The 17,652-nt window shown below is 56.6% G+C and carries 11 protein-coding genes; 5 read left to right on the top strand and 6 right to left on the bottom strand.

Annotated elements, in window-relative coordinates:
* Position 1: 1 nt before the first annotated feature.
* On the bottom strand, positions 2 to 559 hold the full coding sequence (locus HU767_RS02970; RefSeq protein ID WP_186728466.1) for a DNA-3-methyladenine glycosylase I: 558 nt from the start codon (positions 557 to 559) through the stop codon (positions 2 to 4).
* A gap of 81 nt (positions 560 to 640) precedes the next feature.
* On the opposite strand from HU767_RS02970, the gene glyQ reads away from it, so the two are divergent.
* The 4 genes from glyQ (at position 641) to HU767_RS02950 (ending at position 5,042) form a co-directional block, all read left to right on the top strand.
* Positions 641 to 1,594, top strand: coding sequence for a glycine--tRNA ligase subunit alpha (gene glyQ / locus HU767_RS02965; RefSeq protein ID WP_003177094.1), 954 nt, complete (start codon positions 641 to 643; stop codon positions 1,592 to 1,594).
* Entirely contained in the window at positions 1,591 to 3,645 is a 2,055-nt protein-coding gene (gene glyS, locus HU767_RS02960) for a glycine--tRNA ligase subunit beta (RefSeq protein ID WP_186706451.1), read from the top strand. The genes glyQ and glyS overlap by 4 nt, the downstream gene beginning before the upstream one ends.
* 3 nt (positions 3,646 to 3,648) lie before the next feature.
* The gene (gene gmhB / locus HU767_RS02955; protein WP_186728465.1) at positions 3,649 to 4,182 is read left to right on the top strand and encodes a D-glycero-beta-D-manno-heptose 1,7-bisphosphate 7-phosphatase; all 534 of its coding nucleotides are present in this window, start codon (positions 3,649 to 3,651) and stop codon (positions 4,180 to 4,182) included.
* 80 nt (positions 4,183 to 4,262) lie between these two features.
* Positions 4,263 to 5,042 carry a lysophospholipid acyltransferase family protein gene (locus tag HU767_RS02950; protein ID WP_186706453.1) on the top strand — a complete coding sequence of 260 codons (780 nt, stop codon included), beginning with the start codon at positions 4,263 to 4,265 and terminating at the stop codon, positions 5,040 to 5,042.
* Positions 5,043 to 5,243: 201 nt separating this feature from the next.
* On the opposite strand, the gene HU767_RS02945 is transcribed toward HU767_RS02950, so the two are convergent.
* On the bottom strand, positions 5,244 to 6,761 hold the full coding sequence (locus HU767_RS02945) for a PAS domain-containing sensor histidine kinase (protein ID WP_186728464.1): 1,518 nt from the start codon (positions 6,759 to 6,761) through the stop codon (positions 5,244 to 5,246).
* 218 nt (positions 6,762 to 6,979) lie between these two features.
* Here HU767_RS02945 and HU767_RS02940 point away from each other — a divergent pair, with 218 nt between their 5' ends.
* Positions 6,980 to 7,714 (top strand): response regulator transcription factor, encoded by a 735-nt coding sequence (locus tag HU767_RS02940; RefSeq protein WP_186706455.1) that lies wholly within the window; start codon positions 6,980 to 6,982, stop codon positions 7,712 to 7,714.
* Positions 7,715 to 7,834: 120 nt separating this feature from the next.
* Here HU767_RS02940 and gabP read toward each other — a convergent pair whose 3' ends face one another.
* From gabP to HU767_RS02920, 4 genes are all read right to left on the bottom strand, one after another.
* Positions 7,835 to 9,229 (bottom strand): GABA permease, encoded by a 1,395-nt coding sequence (gene gabP / locus HU767_RS02935; RefSeq protein WP_186728463.1) that lies wholly within the window; start codon positions 9,227 to 9,229, stop codon positions 7,835 to 7,837.
* A gap of 517 nt (positions 9,230 to 9,746) precedes the next feature.
* A complete protein-coding gene (locus HU767_RS02930; RefSeq protein WP_186728462.1) occupies positions 9,747 to 12,119 on the bottom strand; it encodes a DEAD/DEAH box helicase in 2,373 nt (790 codons plus the stop codon).
* Between the two features lie 414 nt (positions 12,120 to 12,533).
* The gene (locus HU767_RS02925) at positions 12,534 to 14,393 is read right to left on the bottom strand and encodes a hypothetical protein (RefSeq protein WP_186728461.1); all 1,860 of its coding nucleotides are present in this window, start codon (positions 14,391 to 14,393) and stop codon (positions 12,534 to 12,536) included.
* 16 nt (positions 14,394 to 14,409) lie between these two features.
* Entirely contained in the window at positions 14,410 to 17,532 is a 3,123-nt protein-coding gene (locus HU767_RS02920; RefSeq protein ID WP_186728460.1) for an SNF2-related protein, read from the bottom strand.
* Between the last annotated feature and the right edge of the window lie 120 nt (positions 17,533 to 17,652).

Raw genomic sequence — 17,652 nt, 5'->3', positions numbered from 1 at the left:
TCTAACCGCCGTTTACCAACTCGGCGTAGCGGTCGCAGTCCTGGGTGTGGTCCATGACCATGCCCGAGGCCTGCATCAACGCATAACAAATGGTCGGGCCGACGAAAGTGAATCCGGCTTTCTTCAGGCCTTTGCTCATCGCCACTGCCTCGGGCGTGATGGCCGGCACTTCGGTGCGGTCCTTGAAATGATTGATGATGGGTTGGTCGCCCACGAACGACCAGAGGAACGCCACCGGTTCTTCCAGCGCCAGCCAGGCCTGCGCATTGCGGCGGGCGGCCTTGAGCTTGAGACGGTTGCGGATGATACCGGGGTCGAGCATCAGTTCATCGATTTCCGCATCGCTCATTTGCGCCACCCGCTGTACATCGAAGCCGTACAACACTTCCCGGTAGCGCTCGCGTTTGCGCAAAACGGTGATCCAGGACAACCCGGCCTGGAACCCTTCGAGCAAAAGCAACTCGAACAAACCCTGCGCATCGCGCAGCGGCGTGCCCCACTCCTGATCGTGATAAGCCATGTACAACGGATCGTCAGAACACCAAAAGCAGCGTGGCATAAGGCTCCAGGGGGCGTGCGCACGAACGAATCGGGTATACTCCCGCTCTTTAAATCGCAGCCCAAGAAACAGGTGAATTTCGTGAGCCAGCCTACGCCAGCCGTGCGTACCTTCCAAGACTTGATCCTCGCCCTCCAGCAATACTGGGCCGAGCAAGGTTGCGTGGTACTTCAGCCCTACGATATGGAAGTAGGCGCCGGCACTTTCCACACTGCCACGTTTCTGCGTGCCATCGGCCCGGAAACCTGGAACGCCGCTTATGTGCAGCCCAGCCGCCGCCCGACTGACGGCCGCTACGGCGAAAACCCGAACCGCCTGCAGCACTACTACCAGTTCCAGGTGGTGCTGAAGCCGAACCCGGAAAACTTCCAGGAACTGTACCTGGGCTCCCTCAAGCACGTCGGCCTCGACCCGCTGGTGCACGACATTCGTTTCGTCGAAGACAACTGGGAATCGCCAACCCTGGGCGCCTGGGGCCTGGGCTGGGAAGTCTGGCTCAACGGCATGGAAGTGACTCAGTTCACTTACTTCCAGCAAGCGGGCGGCATCGAGTGCTACCCGGTTACCGGCGAGATCACCTATGGCCTGGAACGCCTGGCCATGTACCTGCAGGGCGTGGATTCGGTCTACGACCTGGTGTGGGCCGACGGCCCGTTCGGCAAAGTGACCTACGGCGACGTGTTCCACCAGAACGAAGTGGAGCAGTCCACCTACAACTTCGAACACGCCAACGTCGAGAAGCTGTTCGAGCTGTTCGATTTCTATGAGAGCGAAGCCAAGCGCCTGATCGAGCTGGACCAGCCGCTGCCGTTGCCGAGCTATGAAATGGTGTTGAAGGCATCCCATACCTTCAACCTGCTGGACGCACGCCGGGCGATTTCCGTGACCGCGCGCCAGCAATACATCCTGCGTGTACGCACCCTGGCGCGTTCCGTTGCGCAAGCCTACCTGCTGGCCCGTGCCAAGCTGGGCTTCCCGATGGCGACCCCGGACCTGCGTGATGAAGTGTTGGCTAAGCTGGAGGCTGCACAATGAGTGCTCAAGATTTTCTGGTTGAACTGGGCACCGAAGAACTGCCACCCAAAGCCCTGAACACCCTGGCCGATGCGTTTCTGGCCGGTATCGACAAGGGCCTGCAAGCTGCCGGCCTGAGCTACGAAGCCAAACAGGTGTACGCCGCGCCGCGCCGCCTGGCCGTGCTGATCACCGCCCTGGCGACCCAACAGCCGGACCGCAGCATCAACCTCGATGGCCCGCCACGCCAGGCTGCCTTCGATGCCGACGGCAACCCGACCCAGGCCGCCCTGGGCTTCGCCAAGAAGTGCGGCGTGGACCTGAGCGAAATCGACCAGAGCGGTCCGAAGCTGCGCTACAGCCAGAGCATCAAGGGCAAGCCGACCGCCAGCCTGTTGCCGACCATCGTCGAAGACTCGCTCAATGACTTGCCGATCCCCAAGCGCATGCGCTGGGCTGCGCGCAAGGAAGAGTTCGTACGTCCAACTCAGTGGCTGGTCATGCTGTTCGGTGACCAAGTCATCGATTGCACGATCCTGGCCCAGAAAGCCGGTCGCGATTCCCGCGGTCACCGCTTCCATCACCCGCAAAGCGTGCGCATCACCTCGCCGGCCAACTACCTGGCCGACCTGCGTGCCGCCTACGTGCTGGCCGACGCCAACGAGCGCCGCGAGCTGATCAGCAAGCGCACCGAAGAGCTGGCCACCCTGCAGGAAGGCACCGCCATCGTGCCGGCCAACTTGCTGGACGAGGTGACCGCGCTGGTGGAATGGCCAGTGCCGCTGGTGTGCTCGTTCGAGGAACGTTTCCTTGAAGTGCCGCAGGAAGCACTGATCACCACCATGCAGGACAACCAGAAATACTTCTGCCTGCTGGACGCCGAAGGCAAGTTGCTGCCGCGCTTCATCACGGTCGCCAACATCGAAAGCAAGGACCCGCAGCAGATCATCGCCGGTAACGAAAAAGTCGTTCGCCCGCGCCTGACCGATGCCGAGTTCTTCTTCAAGCAAGACAAGAAACAACCCCTGGAAAGCTTCAACGAGCGCCTGCGCAACGTGGTGTTCCAGGAGAAACTCGGCAGCGTCTACGACAAGGCCGAGCGCGTGTCCAAGCTGGCCGCGTTCATCGCCCCACGCATCGGCGGCGATGCCCAGCGCGCCGCCCGTGCCGGCATCCTGTCCAAGTGCGACCTGTCCACCGAAATGGTCGGTGAGTTCCCGGAGATGCAAGGCGTCGCCGGTTACTACTACGCCCTCAACGATGGCGAGCCGCAAGATGTGGCCCTGGCACTGAACGAGCAGTACATGCCCCGCGGTGCCGGCGCTGAGCTGCCGACCACCCTGACCGGTGCGGCCGTGGCGATCGCCGACAAGCTCGACACCCTGGTGGGCATCTTCGGCATCGGCATGCTGCCCACCGGCAGCAAAGACCCGTATGCCTTGCGTCGCGCGGCGCTGGGCGTGTTGCGGATCCTGATCGACAAGCAATTGGACCTGGACCTGAACGACGCCGTGGCGTTCGCCGTCAATGCGTTCGGCAGCAAGGTCAAGGCCGCCGGCCTGGCCGATGCGGTGCTGGAGTTCATCTTCGACCGTCTGCGTGCGCGTTATGAAGATGAAGGCGTCGACGTTGCGACCTACCTGTCGGTGCGTGCCCTGAAGCCGGGCTCCGCCCTGGACTTCGACCAGCGCGTACAAGCGGTGCAGGCATTCCGCAAATTGCCGGAAGCGGCAGCGTTGGCGGCGGTGAACAAGCGCGTGTCGAACCTGCTGGGCAAGGCCGAAGGCAACATCGCGGCCACTGTCGAAGCCAAGTACTTCGACAATGCCAACGAGTTCTCCCTGTATTCGGCGATCCAACAGGCGGACCAGGCGGTCCAGCCAATGGCGGCGGCGCGTCAGTACAGCGAAACCCTGGCACGCCTGGCGGCACTGCGCGAGCCGGTGGATGCGTTTTTCGAGGCGGTGATGGTCAATGCCGAAGACCCCAAAGTACGGGCCAACCGTTACGCGCTGCTGGCGCGTCTGCGTGGGCTGTTCCTCGGCGTTGCCGATATTTCGCTGCTGGGGTAACGCTTGAAACTGCTGATTCTCGATCGGGACGGGGTGATCAATCACGACTCCGACGCTTACATCAAATCGGTGGAGGAGTGGCTGCCGCTGCCCGGTTCGATCGAAGCCATCGCGCAGTTGAGCAAGGCCGGCTGGACGGTGGCGGTGGCCACCAACCAGTCGGGCATTGCCCGCGGTTACTATGACCTCACGGTCCTGGACGCCATGCACGAGCGCTTGCGCGTCCTCGTGGCGGAGCAGGGCGGGGACGTCGGCTTGATCGTCTATTGCCCGCACGGGCCGGACGACGGCTGCGATTGCCGCAAGCCCAAGCCGGGCATGTTGAAAACCATTGCCGCGCATTACGATGTGGCTTTGGCAGGTGTGTGGTTCGTCGGTGACAGTCTCGGTGACCTGGAGGCGGCCAAGGCCGTCGATTGTCAGCCAGTTTTGGTAAAGACCGGGAAAGGCGAGAAGACTCTGGGCAAGACCCTGCCGGTGGGCACCTTGATTTTTGACGACCTGGCGGCGATTGCCGCTGAACTTATCCACAATTAGAGCTCCCAAGACATCCTGATCAAGGACTGTTCGGGAAGCGCTTAAACAGGCGGGCAGTGCCCGCAACGGTAAACGCCGCTATGTCGATATTGCAGGCCATCAGAAGCTTCCTCTTTTACCTGCTGCTGGGCACCAGTTCCTTGTTGTGGTGTTCCTTGAGTTTTTTTATCGCGCCTTTTTTGTCGTTCCGGGCGCGCTACCGTTTCATTAACGTGTACTGGTGCCGCTGCGCACTGTGGCTGAGCAAGGTGTTCCTGGGCATTCGCTATGAAGTGAAGGGGGCCGAGAACGTGCCGGACCGGCCCTGCGTGATTCAGTCCAATCACCAGAGCACCTGGGAGACGTTCTTTCTCTCGGCCTATTTCGAGCCGTTGAGTCAGGTTCTCAAGCGTGAACTGCTGTTCGTACCGTTCTTCGGCTGGGCCATGGCGATGCTGCGCCCGATTGCCATCGATCGCGACAACCCCAAACTGGCGCTCAAGCAAGTGGCGAAGAAGGGTGACGAGCTGCTGAGGGACAACACCTGGGTGCTGATCTTTCCCGAGGGCACTCGTGTTCCTTACGGGACGGTTGGAAAGTTCTCCCGCAGCGGTTCCGCATTGGCGGTAAACGCTGAACTGCCGGTGCTGCCGATTGCACACAATGCCGGCAAATTCTGGCCAAAGGCTGGCTGGATCAGGACGCCGGGGGTCATCACCGTGGTGATCGGCGCGCCGATGTATGCCGAAGGCACTGGCCCCCGCGCCATCGCCGAGCTCAATGACCGCGTACAAGCCTGGAATGAACAGGCACAACGGGACATGGGTTCGCTTCCTCCCGGCCCTGTGGCGGAAGTCCCCACGGAACAAGCCGCTGTTTGAGATCTGTGGATAACCTGTGTACCGTTTTTTCGGAATTCATTGTTTTTATGCTGTATGTGTTTGTTTTTAATACATATTTCATAAACACATAAAAGCCGTGTTCGGGTGCATAAGTTTTTATAGCACTCAAAAGATCGCAGCCTTCGGCAGCTCCTACGAGGATTGGATAGGTCCTGTAGGCGCTGCCGGAGGCTGCGATCCTTAATCTTCCAGCAACGGGAAGCGCAGGCTGAACGTCGTGCCCTTGCCCACTACGCTGTGGCACTCGATTTTCCCCTCGTGATGGTCCACCACGGCCTTGACCATCGATAATCCCAGGCCAATGCCATCCACCCCTTGAGCCGACGAAAATCGTCGGTACTGGCTGAACAGGTCCGGCAGTTCTTCGGCGCTGATGCCTTTGCCCTGGTCGGCGACATTGCAGATCAACCAGCCCGACGCGCAATGCACCTGCAGGAAAATGCAGGCGTCGGGCGGGCTGTACTTGATGGCATTTTCCAGCAGATTGAACAGCGCACGGGTCAGCAACGATTGATCCGCCCTCACCATCGCCTCTTCATCTTCCAGTTCATGAACCAACTGGATGCGCTTTGCCTGGGCGATGGGTAGCGCTTGGTCGAGCACATCCAGCACCAGCATCGCGAACAGCGTGGGTTGGAACTGATACGCCTCGGATTCCGCCTTGGCCAATTGCACGAAGCCCTCGGTCAGGTCCAGCGCGCGACGTACCTGGCGCTCGATCTGGTCGAACAACGGATGATCGCCGCCCGCCTGGTGCCGCTGCACATCGAGCAGCGCAAGGATTGCCGAGTGAGGCGCGCGTAAATCATGGGAGAGGAAACGCAGCATGACGCTACGCTGTTCTTCCGCCTCACGTTCGGCGCTCAGATCCGTGAGGCTCAGCAACCAGCCAATCGGCGCATCGCCATCAACCGGGAACAGCGCGGCCCGTTCCAAGCGCAAGCTGCGCTCGCGAATATCGCGAAACTCCACCAAGGGCAATGTGGATAACCGGTGATGCGCCCCATGCTCCAACCCGGGATAACCCAATTGCGCGAGATGCTCGAGCACATCGCCGCCCGCCAGGCCATGGCCGAACAGCTCACGGGCCTTGCGATTACCGAGCAGCAACTTGCCTTGAGGATCGCTGATCATGGTCGCCACGGGCAGGTATTCCAGGCCGTCGGCGATGAAGCGCCGGGTGTCGCGGGTTCGGCTCATGGCTTGTTCCAGGGCCATGATCTGCCCCTGCAAACGATCGCTGCCGGTGTACGAAGTACGACGACGTTCCGGGAAGACCTTGGGCTCCGCGTCCAGACGCGCGAGCTCCCAGCCGAAATAGGCCAGCACCACACTCAGGCGCCGCCAATTCCAGATCAAGTAGCCGAACATGATGCCCAGCACACTGGCCATGGGCGACCACCACCAACCCTGCGCACCCAGTACGGCGCTGATCAGCAGGGCCAGGCTCATGCCGCCCACGGTTGTCCACAGGGCCAGGCGCGGGCGCAACAGCAACAAACCCAACACGCCCCCCACCAGGCACACCGACAACAACGCAGCACCTGAATGGTCACCCGTTGATTGGCTGCTCAATGACAGCAAGGCCGTCAACGGCAACAGCAGCAGACTTATCCATAACCACTCCCGCACCAACTGGCGGAACAACCGCTGGACCTGGGTGGGCTCACGACTCTCACGGCGACGCTGGTTACTCATAGGCCTCCTGGCCGAACTCAAGAACTGGGGATCTCTTCACAGGTCTGTATCAAGCCCACGACTATAACGAACTCGATGGGTGGCGCGCTGCTGCCTTTCCCTCCGTGCGGCGAGCCGGTATTGTCGCAGCCAGCGACAGGTCAATGGATCAGCCCCTGGCTGCCTTTTATTGCCACCTGAAGATGTCCGTTATTTTCGAGATCAAGGAATCGCATTCCATGCGTGTCGCCATACTGGACGATGAACCGGCCGAGCTGCGCCGGGTAGAACAGACCTTGCAACAAATCCCCGGCAGGAACGAGCCAGCCTGGACGCTGCACAGCTTTGAGCGAGGCGAAGACCTGTTGCGGCAATTGCGCCGGGAAACCTTCGACTTGTTGATCCTCGACTGGCAACTGCCCGACCTCAGTGGGCTCTCGCTACTGCGCTGGACCCGCGAACACATGGATTCGCCACCGGCCGCCATCATGCTGACCAGCCGCGACGGCGAACACGACATCGTCCAGGCCCTCAATGCCGGTGCCGACGACTACGTGAGCAAACCCTTCAGGCCCAACGAGCTCAAGGCCCGCGTCACCGCTGTGCTGCGCCGTCATAACCTGCAACGCGCGCCCGCCAGCGACGTGCTGGTGTTCAACGACCTGGCGTTCGACGACGCCGAACTGACCATCACCCGCGCCGGCATTCCCATCAGCCTGACCGAACGGGAATACCGCCTGGCCCGGTGCCTGTTCGCCAACCTGGGCCGGCCGCTGTCCCGGGAATACTTCTACGAGCGCTTCTGGACCCATGAGGAAATGACCTCGTCCCGCCCGCTCGACACCCACATCTACCGTCTGCGCAACAAGCTCGGGCTGACGGCGGATCGGGGTTGGCAGTTGCTGACGATTTATGGGTATGGGTATCGGTTGGAGAGTGTCGCGGCGGGGAGTGAGGCGTCTGTCGCAAGTTAAAAAAGGTCAGTTGGATACCTCTGTGGCGAGGGAGCTTGCTCCCGCTGGGCTGCGCAGCAGCCCCTTTTCTGTGAGTGCTCCGTCCTCAAGCGGGAGCAAGCTCCCTCACCACAATGGATATCAACTGACCATCCGCACCAGGCTCCCAGCCTTTGCGATCCGGCGGCGCTGTATCAGCAATCCGGACACGACCACCAGCCCGCTGAGCAGCCCCGTCGCCAGGATCTCCACACGGTGGGCTTCCTGGAACAGCATGATGGTCAAAGCCCCGACGATGAAGATAATCACCGCGTAGGTCAGGCCGGGGAACAGCCACATGCTGAAGGCGATTTTTTCACCACGGGCTATACGTTGCTTGCGCATACGCAGCTGCGAAACCGCGATGACCAGGTACACCAACAACGCAATGGCACCCGAACTGGCCAGCAGGAATTCAAAGACCGCCGCCGGTGCCACGTAGTTGGCAAACACCGCGAGGAAGGCCGCACCGGTTGACAGCATCACCGCCCAATAAGGCGTACCGCTCTTGTTAGTGCGCTGGGAAACGGCCGGCGCATCACCGCGCTTGCCTAACGAGAACATCATCCGGGAGGCCGTGTACAGCGCCGAATTCAAGCAACTGGTGACCGCCACCAACACCACGATATCGACGATCAGCTTGGCATTGGGAATGCCCATGCGTTCCAGCACCGTCTGGTAGGAGCCGACGCTGGCCAGGAGTGGGTCGTTCCACGGCACCAGGGCCACGACGATGAAGATGGAGACGAGGTAGAACAAGCCAATCCGCCAGATCACCGAGTTGGTCGCCTTGGAAATCTGCTGGCCTGGGTTCTTCGATTCAGCCGCGGCGATGGTCACGATCTCGGTGCCCATGAACGAAAACATGGTGGTCAGGATCGCCCCCAGCACCGCGCCCATACCGTTGGGCAGGAAGCCCTGGGTGTCGAACAGGTGCGAAACGCCGCTGACCTGGCTGGAGGGCAGGAAACCAAAGATCGCCATCACACCCAGGCCGATGAAGCCAATGATCGCCAGCACCTTGACCAGGGCGAACCAGAATTCGAACTCGCCATAATTCTTCACGCTGAACAGGTTAGTGACCGTCAACAGCAGGGTAATGACCAGCGTGAAGGCCCAGATTGCAATGTCCGGGAACCACGCATGAAGAATCGTTGCGGCAGCGTTGGCCTCCAGCGGAATCACCAGGACCCAGAACCACCAGTAGAGCCAGCCGATGGTGAAACCGGCCCAGTGCCCAATCGCTCGGTCCGCATACGTCGAGAAGGAGCCGGTGTCCGGCGAAGCCACCGCCATTTCGCCGAGCATCCGCATCACCAGCACCACCAAGGCACCCGCGGCAGCGTAGGCCAGCAGCACGGCGGGACCGGCCGCAGCGATCGCGTGGCCGGAGCCGACGAACAGGCCGGCGCCAATCACACCGGCGATGGAGAGCATCGTCACATGACGGGGCTTGAGCCCTTGCGTCAGATTATCGGAAGTTTGCGTACCACTCATTGAGACAACCCTTGGCATTTGGATTTATTCGTACCACCTCGATCCCATCGTTTCCTGTAAATTTAAAAAAACGATGTGTAAGTTATTAAACACGCAAGTTTTACGCCAGAAAACCTGAGGCCCCCGGTAACCGGGGCTCTTCTCAGATTCCTAACCCATTGAGAATGAAGGCTTTATGCCAGGTTGTTACCCAGCTACCCCGTTTGTGACCGATGGGTCCGAGAAGAAGCGGACATTTTCAAGCGTAAAAAAAAGCCAACGCATGTGCGTTGGCTTTTGTTGGAGCGGAGCGCTGCAGAAGTGTCGATGGGCATATTAAGTGTCATGCGTACCCCAGATGGAATCAGGGTTCCACGTGGAACATGGGCACCATAAATGTCGCTGATGAGCCTTAAATAGTGTCGTTTTGCGGTTTTTTGACCTTATTAAATGTCGTTTCCGGAACCAGCATCCTTCACCCCATAATGAAGGTGCCTGCTGGCTGTATCGAAAATCCGAATCCAAAGGGACCGTGCTCCTAGAGCAAGTCCATAGTGGCTAGGGAGTCAGCCATTCGGTAACCCATCGCTTTGTACCCCGCCTGCCGCTTATCCCACATCCTCATCAACGCGACATTACCCGCGTCAACGAAGTCGATCACTCGCACGTCGGCCTTATCGGCATGCGCTCGATGCAATCGGCCTGCGTATTGCTGAAGAATTCCTTTCCAAGAGATAGGCATTGCCAGCACCAATGTGTCCAATGCTGGATGATCGAAGCCTTCACCAACTAGCTTTCCAGTTGCAACGAGGACGCGTGGAGCATCAGGTGGCAGTGAGTCGAGATCGTGCATGCGGGCGATTCGCTGCTTTTTTGGCACACGCCCATGAAGTGTAAAAAGGTTATGCACGCGCCCCTTCAATTCAGTCTCAAGTGCATCCACATGTTCAGTACGCTCAGTCAGCACCAAGATCTTCCTACCTTGGCTAAAGGCTAGCTCAACCTCGGAGACAATTTTGGCTGTACGCTCGACATCGTCGGCTAAATGTCGAAATACATCCTGAATCCCTGAGCCATCGGGGACGACAATGGGCTTGGAAAGTAATCGGGGCACCACAGACAAATCATGAGGGGCACTTGCCGGTCGAGTAGCAGAGTGCCGGATCGGTCCGCATTGCATAAAGATGATAGGTTGCTGCCCATCACGTCGTATTGGAGTTGCTGTAAGTCCCACCACATACCTTGCAACCGCACTTCTCAGTAACGACTCGAACGAGAGCGCTGACACGTGATGGCACTCATCAACTATGATCTGGCCGTAGTTTTTTACCGTATCGCTGACCTCACCTTTTCGCGATAAAGACTGCATTACAGCGATATCGATGACACCTGTGGGTTTTGCCTTTCCACCACCGATAGTACCCACGACTTCATTGCCAACACCTAGAAATGCATGCAAACGCTCTTGCCATTGCCGTAGCAGCTCAGTCCTATGCACGAGCACCAACGTGTTAACACTACGCTTCGCTATCAACGCGGCGGCAGTTACGGTTTTGCCAAATGCTGTCGGCGCACACAGGATACCGACGTCATGACTAAGCATCGAGCTGACCGCAACTTCCTGATCAGAACGCAACGTGCCGAGAAAACTCACGCCGATGGGGTCGCCCGCAAAGCGTTCATCTTGGAACTCAGCGGTGATTCCATTTTCCTCCAGAAGCTCCAGAGCCGCATCCAAGCATCCCCGTGGTAAGGCGATGTGTTTAGGGAAATTTTGCGCGCAGCCAATGATCCGAGGCTTGTTCCAGACGGACATTCGCATTGCCTGGGCTTTATAAAATTCAGGGTTTTGAAATGCCGCGAGTCGGACAAGCTGGTTTGCCAAGGGTTGCGGTAACTCCGATTTTTCGAAGTACACCAGGTTTGCCAATGTGATACGGAGAGACGCAGGTAATGGGCAAGTTAACTTATGCGATCTCGTATCGCGACCTTTCCAAGGCTCTGCATCTCCCCCGTCCTCAACATACGCGACGCCTACAGGATCACGGTTACCCATCGCCCGGATAATAGCCGGCTCAATATCCCCAGGGCTCATCCGCTGAATGGAGGCCAGAAAGGCCCATTGATCGGAATGAGGTTCAAGTGACTCATCTACAAATACGCTGTTATTTTTCGCCCTTGCACGCTTTTGCAAAGGCAGAGCAATGAGGTTCCCAAAGCCACCCTTCGGCATATAGTCCTGGTTTGGAAATAGTCGATCATAGGAACTGAGTGCCAATTGGCGAGTACGCTCACAGGCATGACTGATGATCGAAGCACCTAGGCGGCGTGCATCAAAAGCAGAAATATTACGGTCGAAAAAAATCCACGCATGAGCACCATTGCCTGAGCGTGAAATCTCCAATGCCACTGGGACATTTAGCTCATGACACGACTGAACAAAAGCTCGGGCATCATCACGCCATTCAGCCTCATCGAAGTCGACGGCCAGAAAGTAACAGCTGTCATCAGGGAGCAAAGGATAGATACCAACCACCACGTCGCCTGCCAAGTGACGAAAAATCACCTCATCAGTCAGCGGCAGCAATTGACGATTGCCGCAATCGCCACATTTGATTCGTGGCTTTTCACAAACCCCAGGGCGCCATTCGTTAGCACAGGCTGGCGCGTATCCTGACTTGCCGGCCTTGCTTTCCCAACGGATGGGATAAACGTCGGCTCTACCGCGAAACAGGTTTCTGAATAGGTCAACCTTGGCATCTGTATTGAGCAGCCGCGAAGCCTCAATTTGAGCAACCTGCATCTTGACCGGTTCAACAGGCAGGTGCCAATCAATCCCATGAGCGTCAAGCAAGGCAATTAGCCTCGTGTTCTCAGCTTGTAATTTCGCCAGCAGATTGGCGTCTGTCAAAGCTTCCACCTCTACGACCTAGGATCCGGCCGTGGCTCACGGCCAATCGCATCGGTTATCCGCCCCATCCTTTCAGAGCCTGCCATGGGGAAAAATCTTCCCCGGGCGAGAGCAGCGAGCCGGAAAGCTAAGCCGCACCTCTTCCAGTCGAGGAATTGATCTGAAACGAGCTTCAGCTCTTAAAGCCCAATTAAACACCCATTAACACCCATTTAACGTCATTTTGCGTGAGGCCAAGGCCGAATTTACCCACATGCTGACGCAAGACTGATCCACTTCAAAATCTAAACAAACTCAGCAAGGGCAATGGTTCGCGAGAAACAGCCTGAGTCAGTGACATCTCGACAACAGGGTCAATTTGCCGTAGACGCCAACAACACAGTCATCTGACCTCAAACAATCGGCCTGCCTGAGCTACTTGTCGATGTAGTTATCCCTCCAAGTATCGGACGCGACCGATATCAACTGCGGACGCGGAATCGCTTTAACGATCTTCCCCACGTCCAAGAAGCTTAAGCCGTACGCTACCGATAGCCTATCAAACTCCAAGCGGCTGAGACCTGGAGCATCAAGGTTAGAGGGCTTGTTGAGCGCCTGGAAATTGAGCCTCATCCACGAATAAAAACTGCGGTGGCCGTTGGCCTCCGTCAATTTTTGGAAAATGGGATGTCGACTTCCGCCGCCACAAAGGTAAACAGGGATATTGTTTAGATCATTACGCGTGAGAAGCCCTTTGGAAGCTTTCCAATAACCGTCGTGAAAAACGTGGCTGAATACCTGCTTAAAAAAAGCCGTATCGACGTGTTGGTCTGGTGTCGTGAACACGACAGCAGCATTGGTAAAATAGTCTCCCAACGATGCAGGCAAGCCAGACTGGATGTCGCTGACTTTTTTACCTTCGTCAACGGCTAAAGCCAGTCCAAGCATTTCCGGATAATTTTTCTGTATGACTTCCTTCCACCAATCTAACCGCCGGCGATGAAGGTTGATCGCACCGTAGGGCTTGACGACTGTGGTGTAAAACTCGAAGTCCCACTTCCCACCTCTTCCGGGCTTGACGTGAAACAACGACACATCAACCGTCCCTGCCCCCACGTCGACCATCATGAAGTCATTAGGCGCGTTAGGATCGAACTGTTCTGAAGCGACGTAGCCGTAGATTTGAGCGGCAATTTCTGGAACGACCGAGACCTCGATATCCTCATGATTCTCCGGAGCCTCACCATTCTGCAATTGGTGGGAACGAATCAAGGCATTGTCCACATTCAAAATATGCAGATCAAACGCGGAATCCGCTGCCAGAATCCACGCAGCCCTGACTAGTAGCTCAAAAAGTGGAGCCTCCGTGCTGGTGAAATGACTTTCGGAGGGTAAACCAACAGACAATTTCCAGATGATCTGACTGGATGAGTACACCGAGGAATGCTGAGTAAATAACCAAGCTCGGGACTGTCGAATGACTAAAGCCAAGAAGGCCACTACCCGTCGCCGACACTCCATCGATTCGACGTTCGCAAGCAAATCAAGCTTCAAATCAGAGTGCACCGCACCGCCAGCACGGAGTGAAAAAATTTCTTCCTGCTGATACAACCTGCATGGCAGCAGGTAACCAGCTACGCCTGGATCTTTACGGAACGGGATAGCGAAAGATATTCCCTCGCGCCCCAAGGCACTGTCCCCAATCACGGCTTTTACAGTAGATGTACCGAAATCAAGACCAAGCACTAACTCTCGCTCTACAGCTAAATCGCAATTGGCCTTTTGCCGACATTGCACCTCTTGACCGGTCAACGCAAAAGTCAGCAGCGGCGGTGCCGTGGTCTCTACTAGGGATTCCCAATTCGGCCTAGAGGAGGGCAGCAAGGACACACCATAGTGACCATCTGGATCGCATGCGGAATCCAAGGGTAAGTCGTTCGGCTTCGAGGGAGTCATGCCTCGTCTGTAGACATCGTAATCGAGAGGCTGGAACGCCGTAGGCGTCTTTTTCCCTAGGGAGACCATCCGTTGAGGTTTGGAGGGGCGCTGCTTTTTTCTCTTTACCGCATCCTGCTTTTTGCTGACAGGCGTAGCGCGTGGCGGACTCTTTGCGGAAGCTTGAGCTTTCTCCCGAGGTCCAGAAGCGCCTGTACCATCCGGGTGTCCACGTTGCGATTCGATCCGCTTATGCTGTGGGGGCGGCTTAGGCGCCACGTCCGGCTTTTCGACAGAGGGGATTTCCTTGCCCGCTTTAGCGAACGCCTCCTTAAATTGCTCAGCCAGCGTGACACGCATCATTCTATTCCTTGAATTAGAGCAATCGAATAACACCACCGCTTACAAAATCTTCGTTGGCAACACCACCACTTTTCAATTCCAACTCTGCAATCCGTTCTTCAATACGGGTACGGAGCTTCTTCAGTTTCCCCTCTACAGCAGGGACCAACCGCATACGGCTCTCAATGCCAGACGCACGATAGCTCTGAATCGTTTGAATAAGACGGTCCGCCTGCTTATCGAGGTGGGAACGTAGAGCGTTCTTCATCATCGTCAGGCGGTCACGATCCTCTCGACCTTGTGCGTCTCGAAAACCAATAAATCGGTTATTGGATTCATCGAGACAATCGGAGAATAGTTGACCGGCCTCGGCAGTGTTCAAGTCATTCGATACTCCCAGCCACTGACGTCCCTCAATCGCGGCCATATTCACCAGATGTTCGGATGCCTCACTATCAACAAACGTCCCGATAGAAAGCCTTCCAACAACGTACTCCAAACGCTCAGTATCGCGTGTCCCCGTCACTTGCCAGCGGTGGACAGAAAACACATAAACACCCGCCTCAAAACCCTGAACCTTGAAGGACGGTAGATCGATTGCAGATACAGGGAATCGCGCAGCAGTACGGCCTAATTTGGAGAGCTGCTCGGTAACAAATCGAATCAACGGATGATCTTGGGTGACCCGCTCGAACGCGTGCGAGGGTTGACCTTGGCGATTTTCGAACAGCAATGGCTTAGGCCTTGAACTAACCAGTTGAGTACGGCCTTGAAGCCGATTCATTTCGATAAAGGAGTTAAGCTCGACCTTGGCGGTTACCGATAACTCAACTACAAATTCCATGACATCACGTTCAGTCGGAGCGAAGCGGGTCCCAGGATAAGCTTCGTAAAAAAAGTCCCGCACGTAAGTCAGCAGATCCTCCCCACGGATATATCGCCCTAGCTCGCGCGCAGCGCGCACCTTATTTTGGATGAAGTCGCCATGTGCAATCAGCTGAGTTGCCTCAGCTTCCAGTTCAACCTGTTGCCGGTTCATATTCTCAATTGCAACAGACGCTTGGTTGATGCGCTGTATTTCCTCTTCCGGCGACAACTTGTGTGTGAGCAGGTACTGGGTTAAGTCTTTGATAGGCTCTCCCAGTACTCCCTCCATACTGCCGAGGGCGCGGGTAAAAATGTCCAGACGCTCTAGTAACCGGTCGTGCACGCGCTCATCAATGGTGTCGGCGTACATGAAGTTCCAGATGAAAATACGCTCAGCCTCCTGACCGATTCGGTCAATACGGCCAATGCGCTGCTCAATCCGCATCGGATTCCAAGGCAGGTCATAGTTGATGACCAAACTTGAAAATTGCAGATCCACACCTTCTGAAGCCACTTCAGAAGATAAAAGTATCCTTGGGCCAGTGGGATCACGGAACCGCGCTAATGCGTCAGCCTTATCGATTCCACCGAAAACCAATACTGATTCGAAACCGTCCTCTCGTAACCGCTCTGCCAAATAGCTAAGGGTTTGTCGGTAGAAGGCGAACAGTACGACCTTTTTTTCAGGATTTTCAGCCCAGTAACGTCGTAGGGCGCTGAGCAGCTCGGTGTACTTGCTGTCATTGCGTTTCAAGGTCTCATAATTGCCAACCTCTTGTGCAATTCTAACCAAAGCCGTTAACAGCGACCCCAACGCGGGCTCTTCAGTAGGAGCGTCATCGGCAGCATCACCTACTAACTCGTAGACCAACTCGTCGAGTTCCTCGGACTTAGCGACTGCGCCTTTTTTCTGCCACGCCCGACATGCAGCCGCCATACAACTCGACATTTGACGCTGAGGAATGGTGATCATAAAACCGGGAGGCGAATCGCGGCGGGAGCAATACTCTCGAATTGCAGCAGTTACCTCCTCGTAGAACACGGCTTCGGCATTGCTCAAAGTAGCCCGAATGGCGTGGGGCACGCGTATCACCCGACCGTCCTGCACATCCCGTTTAAGCGTGCGGGTGACAACCTTGCTCAGTGGATTGATGCGGTCAAGTCGATCCGCTTGTTCAGACCTCCACTTTGGGTCATTCAACTCCTGCTCGGTGGGCGTGTGCTGCGCGAGGAATTGAAGCTGCTCATTATCTTCTAGAAAGCGCGCACTTAGCGCTTCATCGATGCCTTCCTTGAACTGGGAAGGAGTAATGGGCCTGGCAAGTATTTGGTCTCGTAGCCGGACAAGGGGGGCATTGGCCTCCAGGCTGTACCGAAAGCTGCCCTCGAAGGGGAAAGCATCCTCATCAATGAGTTGCAGGAGGTTAAATAGATCAGCGCTGCCGAGTTGTATCGGAGTCGCCGAGAGCATCACCAGACTCGACGTCACCGGACGCAGCAACCGCCCTAAGCGATTTGTTTGGGTGTCGCGATTTCTGAGGTAATGGGCCTCATCCACGATTACCATATCGATCAAAGGGTCATCCACCTCAGCCTCGGTGAGAAACCGCGCCAGTTTGGCTGCCGCACCTTGGCCAGGATTCAGCTCGTCGTCATAGCTGCGTGGGGGGCGTAAACCCTGCATGCTGGCTATCAGTGCAAAGCTTTCTTGTGGCTGCTCGCGAGCAATTTTTAGGCGTTTTAGCAGTTCGTTCGCGTCCACCATATCGGCCTGGACCCCGAAGCGATTCGACAACTCGTCACGCCACTTTTCCCTCAGCATCGCCGGACACACAATCAATAGGCGCTTGGCATCGAGCCGAGCGCGCAACTCCGTCCAGATCAGACCTGCTTCAATTGTTTTCCCAAGACCGACTTCATCCGCAATGAGAATCCCATTGCAGGGTGAGTCTAAGAACTGCAAGACCGGTTTGAATTGGTAAGCCAAAAACTGGGTGTTGGTTGTGTTGAGGCTATAGATCAAGTTTGCCAGCTTGCCGCTCAGCCGGTGGTAAGTGATCGCGGCACGTAAATCCTCGCCACCACTAAATTTACCATTGAGGATGCAATCGTAAGGACTTGGTTTTTTGTTCGGGAGAACCTCCAGCGTCGAAGGTAAGACGAAATCTTCTTTACCATCTAAAAAAATAACCAGGATTCGACGTCGGTGTGGTGGGCCATCCTGCTCATTCCCCAGGATGCCAATCCGCGTTGGATTGGCTATCAATCGAACCTTATCGCCTGGCTGCATTTCGCTGCCTCCCTGAGCGCACCAAATGGCCTGAAATTGCCATCAGCAGTGCCACCACTATCGCTTGTCTTCCTTTAGGAAATCTATCCCTCCCTGGAGAAAAAAAACCCCTAAACCACA

This window comes from Pseudomonas sp. SWRI179, from assembly GCF_014268705.1.
Lineage (GTDB): Bacteria > Pseudomonadota > Gammaproteobacteria > Pseudomonadales > Pseudomonadaceae > Aquipseudomonas > Aquipseudomonas zanjanensis.
The sequence above is the reverse complement of the archived record's forward strand: the minus strand, read 5'-3'. Positions and strand labels throughout refer to the sequence as shown.